Raw genomic sequence first — 1,553 nt, 5'->3', positions numbered from 1 at the left:
ACGTTGTATCGTCGTACGTTGTCGTCGTTGCCGCTGTGATGGCTGTCGGTACCGCACCCGCACCAAATGTCGGCGCAATCGCCATCGCCGTGCTCAATCCCGTGGACGTGCTGGCTGCTTCCAATCCAATATTTGTAAACGGATTGCCATTGGTCGTCAATTGATCGTAGTCAATAGTTAYCGTGTAATTCGACGTTGCGAATACATTCGCCGTACTTCCCAACACGATGTCCATCGTTTTGTCATCCACCCAAACGACCGTTGAGTTCCCCCATGTCCCGTTCGACAATAGGACTGCATTCGCCAAATCACCCGCTGTAATCGACTGGTTCGTCGGAATGTCAAACACGATYCGGACGGTATCACTTGCTTCCGGYCCTACGTGTCCTCCATCGTYATGCCCTGTTACACTGACTAGACCCGGTTGTTGCGTACCCAATGTACCGCCCAGTGTAACTCCGCTTAATGCTGCCACTGCATTCTCACCCGATGGATCCGTCAATCCGGCTGCCACAGCGTCGAAAACAATCGTATCCGTCACGATGATCGTTGCATCGCTGCCCAGTGTAATCCGCAATGTAGTTGGATTAAGCCATTCTGCGCTCGCGCCGTAGACCGCTGTTCCGACAGTTTGGGCACCGCCATTCACAGAGATATGCGATAAGCTCTCCATATTCGTCGCCACTTTATTCGTGTTTGCGTCGAATACCAAATCAATGTATTCGCCACCCTGACGGTATCCATGGCTGTTGGCGTTTGCTGTAGCCGCGAACGATGTTGCAGCAAACGAATTTCCGAACGTACCGCCAATCACAGGCGAGAGCGCATCAATGCTACCCTCATTCCCTATGTTTTTCAATGCGTTTGCAGCAACGTTCAGCGTATCGCCTTTCTTCACGTCAATGCCCGTTCCGTCTAACGTAATTGTCATAACCGTATTGTTGAGCGTCCAGCTTACCGTCGGCGTTGAACCTAAGCTTCCAGCTCCGCCTCYCGCTTTCGTTACACTCACATAGGTGTTCACATTGCTTGCATCAATCGCCGCGTTCGTCGGTGTATCAAAGTAGACGGTGATCGTATCTGTCGCGTCTGCTCCTACGCTTAACGCTACGTCTGCTGCATCTGCTCCTGTCACTCCAAGCCCTGCTGTTGCGTCAATCGCTGGCTTTTTRCTGCCGAAGCTRTCCGTAATTTGTACGCTTAACTGTCCCGAAAGTGTATTCTCCAGCGATGGATCCTGGATTCCCTCACCCGTTGTATCGTACTGAATCGTATCCCCTTGCTCTATTGTTGCATCCGACCCCAACGTTACAAGCAACTTGCCGTCCGCTTGCCATACCGCACTTGCGCCCGTTGTACCAATCGTATGACCACTCGCTGTCGTAATATTCGCCAGCGTTGCCGTTCCGCTTGTTTTGCTGATCGGTTGGTTAAACGTAATGGCAAAACTTTGAGTGCCTTGACGGTACGTTGTATCGTCGTACGTTGTCGTCGTTGCCGCTGTGATGGCTGTCGGTACCGCACCCGCACCAAATGTCGGCGCAATCGCCATC

1 protein-coding gene is annotated in these 1,553 nt (G+C 52.2%); it reads right to left on the bottom strand.

Features of this window, described 5'->3' with window-relative positions:
• Positions 1-1,553 (bottom strand): hypothetical protein (locus AB4114_RS35735; RefSeq protein ID WP_441992675.1); only part of this gene is annotated, 1,553 nt, incomplete at both ends.

This window comes from Paenibacillus sp. 2RAB27 (assembly GCF_052115445.1).
Lineage (GTDB): Bacteria > Bacillota > Bacilli > Paenibacillales > NBRC-103111 > Paenibacillus_E.
Note: the sequence above shows the minus strand (reverse complement) of the source record. Positions and strands in the feature narration are given on the sequence as shown.